Raw genomic sequence first — 8,857 nt, forward strand, 5'->3', positions numbered from 1 at the left:
CGCCGTCGGCGGTGACGTCGTTATCCGAGCCCTCGGTGCGCCCAGATCGCCCCAGCTACCAAACTGGTAAGCCCCAGCACGATGCCGATAAGAACGGGCGGTCCCATGCCTGTTGGGCTGTTCACCAGGAATGGAATGATCGCCGCTATCGCCCAACAAAATGCGACCGCCCATACGAACGGCGCGAAACGTAAGTGTACGTACCGCCATGCCTCATCACTGGACATGGAACGCCGGGTACGTACGCCGAAAAGGCCATTTCTTTTGAGGCGTCCCAGGCGGCCGAGAATCCCGAGGGCCAGCGCTGCGATCGATGCCGCCATCAGTACCGCTGACACGATGACCTGCTCAGGCTTCATAATTGCTTCTCCTCTTCGATGACCGGCTCAGCATCACGGACGGCAGCGTTGCCATGGTATGCCGTTCTCAGGGAGGGCGACCCCTCCCCGCGCGGTCGACGACGCGGACAAGTTGGTCGACAAATTCCGGCAGGTGCGAACCGGTGTCTTGCGGACGACGCATGTAGAGCAACAAGGCAGCACACATCACCGTGGGTTCCCCAACGACACGGATGGGGCAGCACGGGGAAGCGGGGGCATGCGGGGGATTCGGTAGCCACGATGTGCTACTCGAAAAAAGGACGGCACCTCGGTACGTTGGGCGGTCTGCACACAATGAGCCTTTTCATCCTATTGTCGCAGGTCAGGAGCGGTGGCTGGCGAAGATGGACCCTGTGGCCTGCGACAAGGCTCAGGCCTCCGGCAGCTGAGCTGGACGGGTAGACGCGCCATCACTCCTGCTCTGGAGAGCCGAGCAAGGAGGATGAAAAAGGCTCAATGGACGCGAACTCATCCCGGCGCGATCGACCACCTAAGACGCCACGGATTCGCCAACTGACAGCATCCCTGCCGTTTACATGGTTGGCGGACACGCAACCAATACGGGCCGCCTCGCGGGCATGGGCTGGAGTGCTGTACAGCAGCGAAGTACAGCAACGTTGCCTTACGCGATCGGACGCTACCGGTCTCCATATGCCGTGTGACCTGGGCCAGCATCCTGCATCGTAACCGGCTCCCGTTGGCAAGCAAGATGTCAGGAGTTCGAATCTTCTCGGCTCCACAAGCGAGAAGTCACCGTTGTCGACTAGTGCGGGGCGAGGGTGGTGGCGGGCATCGGCACAGCACACCACCGCACAGATGCAGCCCCACGATCGCCAGTGCATGGTCGGTCGTCGTACGTGGTCGGGGGGCGATCGACGAGCCAGGGTTCGTTCCTCACCCTGGATCACCGGATGGTGTGGCCGGCCAGCGTCACTGGTCGATGTGGGCACTACCGCAGCTCAAAAGGGCGGGTCATCGCTGCAGCCCTCTGCTGTCCAGGGCGTGCATTCCAAATCTTCCTGCTCGACTAGCGAGGCGGTTTCTTCGCCCCATGCGCGGAGGCCATCTACCGCGATGGCCCGGTAGGACCGGTCTGAGCTGGTAGCCAGAACGCTGCGCACGATTGGTGCGAGGCTGGCTTGATGGTGGGCGAGTTCGGGGGCGTCCAAGAGTGGGACGGCTGTGGCGAGAGCCGCTTCCCGTACGGGAAGGTTGGGGTCTTCGAAGAACGCGGACACGGCGGGGAATATCGTGGGGCGAAGAGCCTGGATTTCTGTGAATTCCGGGTCTTTCTCCGGTAGGCGGCCCAAGCGCACCAACACCGCTTCGACGTCGTTGCTGACTTCGTCGCTTATAGATCCCAGCCAGTCCAGTAGCTCCTGACGTAAGGGATACCACTGGCCATCCTCGCGACTTAGCACCAAGGTGTCGGTCCGCGGATCGCTAAGGAACGCGGCGACGCATAAGGCTGCGGGGCCTGTCGCGGAGTAGAGAGTATTTTGGTGGTGTACCCGGCCGTTGAGGTGACGGACGGCTTCGGTCTGGGCCTCTGGAGCGCCAAGAAGGAGGTCTGCCAGCGCGGCAGGGGTGTCCTCGGCCGTACCCCCAGCGTGTTCGAGCGAAGCCCAATCGATCTGCCGGATCAACGCAAGTGGATCTGACGGAGACTCCGTCACATTATTGAACGCCACGTTTGCAGTATGGCTCGTTGCGTGCACGGAGAGGGCGTACAGCAGTCGATACAGCAACACCGCCTTCCGGGATTACCTCCACCGATCCGCGACGACCATCTGAGCAGGGCGAGATCCCGCTGACGAAGTCGTCGCCCTTGCCTACGAATCAGATGGTTACAGGCTCGACTCCTGTCGGCCGCGCACAGCAGAAAGGCCCCGCAACCAGGGACATCCTGAGGGCGAGCCTTTGTGTTTGTCAGGACAGCTCAAGTCTTGCTAAGAGTATGGCTCCGCCCTCTCTGTCAGACTCTCGTGAGACCTGGGGACGAAGTAGTCTTCTGTGACTAAATCAGGGCGAGAAGAGGATCTTTCAGACAGTGACTTTGACCGTGGCCGACCTTCGTGGGGATCTCACCGATGATGGTGAGGTGGGCAAGGGTGACAGACCTCGATCGGATCGGCCGAAGCGGCGCTCGTTCACGCCGGAGTACACGCTGGCGATGGTCGAGGCCTACGACGCGGCGACCGAACCGGGTGCCAAGGGCGCGCTGCTGCGCCGCGAGGGCCTGTATCACTCGCACATCATCGAGTGGCGCAAGGCCCGCGATGCGGGGGCGTTGCCCGCGCTGGCGGCCAAGCCGTCCGGCCCGAGACTGCGCAAGAGCGAGGCGGAAAAGGAGAACGAGCGGCTGCGGGCGCGGGCGGAGAAGGCCGAGCGGGAACTGGCCAAGACCAAGGCCGCGCTGGCGATCATGGGAAAAGCGCACGCGCTCTTGGAACTGCTCTCCGAGAGCGCGGACAGCGACGCGCCGCCCAGGAAGTGATCGACGAGGCGTTCGCCGCGCTGGAGCCCGTGCTCGGCCTGACGGCGGCGTGTGCCCTGTCAGGCAAGTCGCGGGCGACCCCGCACCGGCATCGCCATCCCGCTCCGGTGGTGCTCGACCCGCGCCCGGCGCCGGCTCCGCATCCGGCGGCGTTGAGCGAGGAGGAGCGGGCGCGGGTGCTGGCCGTCTTACGTTCGGCCCGGTTCGTCGACAAGGCGCCCGCGCAGGTGTGGGCCACGCTGCTGGACGAAGGCGTCTACCTGTGCTCGATCTCCACCATGTATCGGCTGCTACGTGAGTGCGGCGAGGTGCGCGAACGCCGGCGCCAGGCCACGCACCAGGCGCGGGTACGGCCTGAACTGGTCGCCCGCGCCCCGTCGGAGGTCTTCACGTGGGACATCACCACGCTGAAGGGGGCGGTCAAGGGTGTCTACTACGACCTCTACGTCATGATCGACATCTACTCGCGCTACGTCGTGCACTGGGAGGTCCATGCCCGGGAGAACGCCGAATTGGCCGAGCAGTTCATCGCCGCGGCCATCAGCGCCAACGGCGGCCAGGCGCCCACGCGTGTGCACGCCGACCGCGGCACCTCGATGACCTCCAAGCCGGTCGCGGCGCTGCTGGCGGACTTGAACATCTCCCAAAGCCACAGCCGGCCCCGGGTATCCAACGACAACCCCTACTCCGAGGCGCAGTTCCGGACACTGAAGTACTGCCCGGCCTTCCCCGAACGCTTCGGTTCCATGGCCCACGCCCGCGCCTTCTGCACCGAGTTCTTCGCCTACTACAACCACGAGCACCGGCACTCCGGCATCGGGCTGCACACCCCGGCCTCGGTCCATTTGGGCACCGCCGGCCAGGTCCGGGCCGAGCGCGCCCGGACGCTCCAGGCCGCCTACGCCGCCAACCCCGGCCGGTTCCGCCGCAAGCCCGCCCCGCCAAGCCTGCCTAAGGCCGTCTGGATCAACGAACCTGCCAAGGAGGAAACTGGCTCCGATACAGAACAAGTCGCCTGAATCGTCTCAAACGGTTTGACGGCTACCGCCGCTACTCACCCCTCGTCTGAGCGCATTGGAGTAGCGCGGCGCAACGCCTTTCCGTGCTCGTACAGTACCCGCCAAGCTGGCCCTCAGGCGTCGACGTCGTCAGCGTCGCCCTCGTAGAAGCCCAGGCCTCCACAGCTAGGAAACTCGGCCCTGGCGCTGGTGGACTCATCGAGTCCGTCTGGGACATCTACGGTCCCCGTGCCCTCGCAGTCCTCGCACTCGAACCGGTACTCGTCCGGATCGTCTCCCGGCCCGTCGACGTTGACGCGCTGGGCCACTGATTCTCCTCAGAATCTCGATCCGAATCTAGCGCCTGACGGCGGAGGCACACCTACCCGATCCCGCCATGACCCGATCTTGTTCGCTTTGGTCAAGCGCCGCCATGCGCGCGCTCGAACAGCGGCAGAAGCGTGCGCCGTGACAACGACCCGCTGATTGCAACTGTTGGGTTTCTCTCCAGGATGAGCCTGCAATGATCAGCGGATGGAGTTAGTGCTCGACCCGCCGCACGGGATCGGTCCGCTGCGGCTCGGGATGACGCCGGACGAGGCACGAGCGGCGCTCGAAACGTTAGGTCCGCTGCGGCCGACCGCCTACGGCGAGCTGGCCGTGCATCTGACGAGTGGGCTTGGGGTCAGCGTGGGCTTCGGGGCGGGGCCGACGCGGGATCGGGTCAATGCGATCGAGGTGTGGCGTCCGCACGATCGTGACGTGGTGCGATACCGCGACGTCGACATATTTCGATTGCCCGCGTTGGAGGTCGTGGAGCGACTCCGAAGCCACATCGACCTCATGCCGAACGAAGACGATGACGGGTTCACCGCGCGAGCGGTATACCTCGCGCTGTGGCGACCGTTCGCAGCCGATGACGACCCAGATGAGACGCAGGGGCACTTCTTCCAATCGGCGCTCATCGCCCGGCCGGGCTACGACGACACTCCTACCGAGGCTGCGGCCCGGCTGGCTGCTGGGGGCGAACCCGGCTACTGATTAGCCCAGGACTGTGCGGTTGCCTCGCTCCGCCCTTCCGACGTCATCACCGCGTCATATGGCGCACACTCATCGGCGGAAGAGGACGACAGGCGGGTCCGAACCCGCACGCAGCGGGCTGCGGGGACCCGAGATCCGTGAGACAAACGTCATGTCGTACTCACGATCGTGTCGCTGGACCTTGCATTGTTTCGGTCCCCGACATACTCGACTCCAGCGACGTCTCGTGCTCGTGAGGAGCGACGGATGACACACTGAGCATTTTTCATCCTGAGTAGCGGCCTTCCTCGATGAGCTGCAGAACGAGGATGGCCCGCACGATCGTGGTGACGCGGTGCGGGCAGCAGCGCAGCCGGGTCAGGACCTTCCAGGTCTTCGAGGTGGCAGCGGCGCGTTCTCCGCGGGCGCGGATGCGGGCGTGTGCGCGATTGACCGAGCGCTGATGGCGTAACAGCGGCGGCCGCGTCCGATGGCCTTTGAACGGCGTGCGGATGCCGCCGCCCGCGCCTTGATAGCCCTTGTCGGTGAAGGTCTTCACCCCCGCGGCGGTCAGCGCGTCGATCAGGCCGGTCGCGCGCGCCGTGGTCAGATCATGTGTGGCTCCGGGCAGCGCGGGTGAGACCCAGACCAGCCGGCCGGCCGGATCGGCCAGGACCCGCACGTTCACGCCGTGGCGTCGGTGTTTACCGGAGTTGTAAGGCCGTTCGTCGGCCAGCCTGTCGATCGGGATCAAGGTGCCGTCCACGATGGTGTAGGCCAGCCGGCCGGCGCGTGAGACGGCGGCGTGCACGTCGTCGACCAGAACGGCCACGAGGTCCACGGCTTCGCGGACGTAGCGTCAGGCGGTGCTGGTGCCGATGAGCGAAGCCAGCGGCCAGACGTGCGTAGGTGTCTCCGTTGCGCGGGTGGGCGAGTACGAGCAGGGCTTGCCGGGATGCGTCCAGGCGCCGCCATCGGCTGCGGCGCTTGGCCCGCTGGGCGCGGAGCAGCGCGGCCAGGCGGATCAGGGTGTGATTGGACAGCGAAATCGCGGCAGGGTAAGACAGCGACGAGGCTCTCCGGTGCAGGCATCGGATCTTGGTCGACTGCTGTCTTACCGGGAGCCTCTTCTCATGCCAACCCGTCCCGGCGCCGCCCCTGCTGACCAGCGCGATCAGTTGGAAAAGCCTCACTGTCATGCTCCGTTCCGCGGGTATCCGGGTGCGATTCCCGGGGACGAACCAACCTAGTGATATCCAGGGGCGGTCATAGATCTCTGTGGGTGTGTGGCGATCCTTGCCCCCTTGTCGTCCTCGCTGCCCGGCTCTCCTGAGCAGGACTAGTGGCGCATACACCGGTCCGGCCCAGCGGCCGGAGGGTCCGGCCTCATCGCCGGCCATCGGGTCCATCTTCATCAGCCACTACTCCTGAACTGCGATAATAGGAAGAAGAGGCATTCTTGAAGCTCTGATTTCACGCTTGGGCTCCTGGTGGGAGCCGGGTCGTCCCGCTGGCGGTAGGTCGCCGAAGTCCTCCGGTGGACGCATCGGCACCGGCGAGTACCGACCAAGCATCCTCGTCTCGTAAGCTCGCTTCGTCTGGAGCTCGGTGTAGCCGACGACACCATCCGCAAGCCGGATTCGGCTGACTACGCGACGAAGGCTCGCTCTACACCGTGCCGAACCGCGGCAGCTGCGGCAGCCACCCGGGAAGCCGACCCCGGCGAAGAGCGACGCCTTGGCGGCCAGGGGGGTACTCTCCCGAGACGTGAGCCGCCGCATCGATTACTACGACGACCCAGACGCACCCTCGCCGACCAGCCTCGTCCCCTCGGTCAACGTGGCAGTCGCCAACGAGGCTGGCGCCCTTCTCCTGATCCGCCGCAGCGACAACGACAACTGGGCCCTTCCCGGTGGTGCCATCGACCTCGGCGAGTCCATCCCCACCGCGGCCATACGTGAGACTTTCGAAGAGACAGGCATCACGTGCGAGATCACCGGAATCGTCGGCACATATAGCGACCCCAAGCACGTCATCCTCTACACCAGCGACGGGGAGGCGCGACAAGAGTTCTCCATCGTGCTCACGGCACGCCCAATCGGAGGCGAACCGACTCCGAGCTCAGAGTCCCGCGAGGCCCGATGGGTAGCGCGGGAGGAGATCGACCGATACCCAATGGACCAGTCAATGCGCATGCGCGTCAGCCACTACCTACGAGCGGCCAGTCCACACATCGGTTAAGAGCCGGGTAGTTCAGTACACAGCCACAGCTGACCATTCTCACCTGGCTGAGCAGGTCGCGTTCGTCAACATCGGCTTCGATGGACTGTGCGATCTTCGCCCGCGTCCGCGGCGACTACGACGATGCTTTCGCCGGCGTCAGGACGGTGATCCGCTTCGGGCTGCCGGTCCTCCAGTTCGCGGTCGTTCCGCGTTCGATGCCGCACGGCCTGCCGGACCTGCTCCAGATCGCCGACGTGTTCGACGTGGGCAAGCTCAAGCTGATCCTTCCACTGCGCGAGGGCAACGCGCTTGGCCCTGACGAGCGGGAGTTCATCACCGATGAGGAGGTGTTCCCCTCGCCTGGAGGAGCTTCTTCGAGAGGCGCGCGGCCGGACCCAGTGACGAATATCGCACTCCAACTGGAGTAGGAGGAGTTCCTGGGCGGCTTCGAGCGCCGGCGCGTCGCCCTGCGCGACTGCGGCCACGCCTTTGGTGGCGACTGCGTTCGCGAACACAGTCGCCCTGAGCTTCTCCCCGCTAGGGGTCTCATGAGACCGGATCCAGGCCTGCGTCAGTGCTCGTGGAGCGCCGCGACAACGTCCTCGTTCGGTTCGCCGAGGCCGAGCGGGAGAACGGGCTGGGGGTGGTCGAAGGACTTGGGTTAGTCTCGCTGGCGCGGAACAGATGCTCGCCGAGCTCGACGAGCACGGTCGCCGCGCCGCCACCGCGAAATCTCGGTATCCCGACATCCGTGATGCCTTGCGCAAGGAAAAGTGCATTACTTCATGCTGCAGGATGTCCTGACCGAGCCGAAGTGGGCTGAGGGGCTCACACCCGCGAAATAGGGTGTATTGCCCCGCTGTTCGGGCAGCACGTCCTGCGCTACGGCGAGGTACGGCTGGACGTGGCCAACCGCCTGCCACTCGGCGGCGTCATGCAGGCTCCGCGGCGGGGCAGTCGCCGGAAGGAGGCAGATGATGAAGAACATGGAGGGGGTGTCCTCCGGCTTCCCCGGGGCAATCACGCTGGCCCTCTGATCGTCTTCTCTTGGACCGACACGGCAGCAGTCGGGTTGCCTCCTCTCGGTCATTGTGACCTTATGTGGGTGTTCCTCGTTTGTGATGAGCAGGCCGTCCCTCCGATGGCGCATCCCGAGGTGATCAATCAGGCTTGAGGGATGAGCGCGATGGGTAGTCAGTATGTGTTCGTGATCCAGACGCGGAAAGATCAGGACCGATCGTGGTCATGTGTCTCGGATTACGGGGATGCGGACAGCCAGGTAGCGGGACGTGGCGTAGAAGACGACGCCCCAGGAACGCCGCACGATTTCGGACGGGCGGTGTTCGAAGCCTATCTGGATCACCTGGTCGCCACCGCGCCTGAAGTGGTCGAGTACTTCTTGTTCGAAGACGATAACGCGACGGAGTGGCGAATCCTGGTGTGGGATGTCCCCGCGACCAGCCATGAACAGATGAGCACTGTCCCGGCGGCTGGTGACCGTGTCCGCCGCCTGTATCCGCTCGCCATGGTCGCTGATGGAGTCGTTCCGCGGGCCACGCGCACCTGGCCCGGCCTCGTGGTTCGCGAGTGTCTGCGGGCCAAAGCGGCGAACTCGCGCGGCAGCGACCGGATGAAGGCCGTCGGCATCCTCCAGGTCGGCGTTCCGGTCCTGACCGCCGTCGCCACGCCGTTCGATCTGCCAGCCGAGGCCAACCATGCCCGCGAGGTGGTCGACGCGC

The 8,857-nt window shown here is 65.0% G+C and carries 9 protein-coding genes and 1 pseudogene; 5 read left to right on the forward strand and 5 right to left on the reverse strand.

All coding sequences use genetic code 11. The features are described from left to right. Positions 1 to 20 precede the first annotated feature (20 nt). Together ACWEJ6_RS47705 and ACWEJ6_RS47710 are read right to left on the reverse strand one after the other, a co-directional pair. Positions 21 to 359 carry an SdpI family protein gene (locus ACWEJ6_RS47705; protein ID WP_452431996.1) on the reverse strand — a complete coding sequence of 113 codons (339 nt, stop codon included), beginning with the start codon at positions 357 to 359 and terminating at the stop codon, positions 21 to 23. Between the two features lie 980 nt (positions 360 to 1,339). Next, positions 1,340 to 2,071, reverse strand: coding sequence for a hypothetical protein (locus tag ACWEJ6_RS47710; protein WP_452431997.1), 732 nt, complete (start codon positions 2,069 to 2,071; stop codon positions 1,340 to 1,342). A 359-nt stretch (positions 2,072 to 2,430) separates the two neighbouring features. On the opposite strand from ACWEJ6_RS47710, the gene ACWEJ6_RS47715 reads away from it, so the two are divergent. After that, a protein-coding gene (locus ACWEJ6_RS47715) for an IS3 family transposase (RefSeq protein ID WP_452431999.1) occupies positions 2,431 to 3,896 on the forward strand; the annotation gives its coding sequence in 2 pieces (ribosomal slippage) (positions 2,431 to 2,818 and positions 2,818 to 3,896; 1,467 coding nt in all). 113 nt (positions 3,897 to 4,009) lie between these two features. Here the strand turns inward: ACWEJ6_RS47715 and ACWEJ6_RS47720 are convergent. After that, on the reverse strand, positions 4,010 to 4,204 hold the full coding sequence (locus tag ACWEJ6_RS47720) for a hypothetical protein (protein WP_452432000.1): 195 nt from the start codon (positions 4,202 to 4,204) through the stop codon (positions 4,010 to 4,012). 205 nt (positions 4,205 to 4,409) lie between these two features. On the opposite strand from ACWEJ6_RS47720, the gene ACWEJ6_RS47725 reads away from it, so the two are divergent. Continuing rightward, complete coding sequence (locus ACWEJ6_RS47725) at positions 4,410 to 4,916, forward strand: hypothetical protein (RefSeq protein ID WP_452432001.1); 507 nt, start codon at positions 4,410 to 4,412, stop codon at positions 4,914 to 4,916. Positions 4,917 to 5,181: 265 nt separating this feature from the next. Here ACWEJ6_RS47725 and ACWEJ6_RS47730 read toward each other — a convergent pair. Beyond that, positions 5,182 to 5,962, reverse strand: a pseudogene (locus ACWEJ6_RS47730) (transposase family protein). A gap of 700 nt (positions 5,963 to 6,662) precedes the next feature. On the opposite strand from ACWEJ6_RS47730, the gene ACWEJ6_RS47735 reads away from it, so the two are divergent. Together ACWEJ6_RS47735 and ACWEJ6_RS47740 are read left to right on the forward strand one after the other, a co-directional pair. Next, positions 6,663 to 7,136: an NUDIX hydrolase gene (locus ACWEJ6_RS47735; RefSeq protein ID WP_452432002.1), complete on the forward strand. Its 474-nt coding sequence runs from the start codon at positions 6,663 to 6,665 to the stop codon at positions 7,134 to 7,136. An 80-nt stretch (positions 7,137 to 7,216) separates the two neighbouring features. Further along, entirely contained in the window at positions 7,217 to 7,546 is a 330-nt protein-coding gene (locus ACWEJ6_RS47740; RefSeq protein ID WP_452432003.1) for a hypothetical protein, read from the forward strand. Between the two features lie 350 nt (positions 7,547 to 7,896). Here the strand turns inward: ACWEJ6_RS47740 and ACWEJ6_RS47745 are convergent, their stop codons facing one another. After that, positions 7,897 to 8,106 carry a hypothetical protein gene (locus tag ACWEJ6_RS47745; protein ID WP_452432004.1) on the reverse strand — a complete coding sequence of 70 codons (210 nt, stop codon included), beginning with the start codon at positions 8,104 to 8,106 and terminating at the stop codon, positions 7,897 to 7,899. Between the two features lie 189 nt (positions 8,107 to 8,295). Here ACWEJ6_RS47745 and ACWEJ6_RS47750 point away from each other — a divergent pair. Continuing rightward, positions 8,296 to 8,857: hypothetical protein (locus ACWEJ6_RS47750; RefSeq protein ID WP_452432005.1), on the forward strand; the 562-nt coding region annotated here is incomplete at its 3' end.

The sequence above is a fragment of the Nonomuraea sp. NPDC004702 genome, assembly GCF_053601695.1.

Coding starts and splice junctions, on each gene's coding strand:
- ACWEJ6_RS47705 (WP_452431996.1), bottom strand. CDS start 359: ATGAAGCCTGAGCAGGTCATCGTGTCAGCGGTACTGATGGCGGCATCG.
- ACWEJ6_RS47725 (WP_452432001.1), top strand. CDS start 4,410: ATGGAGTTAGTGCTCGACCCGCCGCACGGGATCGGTCCGCTGCGGCTC.
- ACWEJ6_RS47740 (WP_452432003.1), top strand. CDS start 7,217: ATGGACTGTGCGATCTTCGCCCGCGTCCGCGGCGACTACGACGATGCT.
- ACWEJ6_RS47745 (WP_452432004.1), bottom strand. CDS start 8,106: ATGTTCTTCATCATCTGCCTCCTTCCGGCGACTGCCCCGCCGCGGAGC.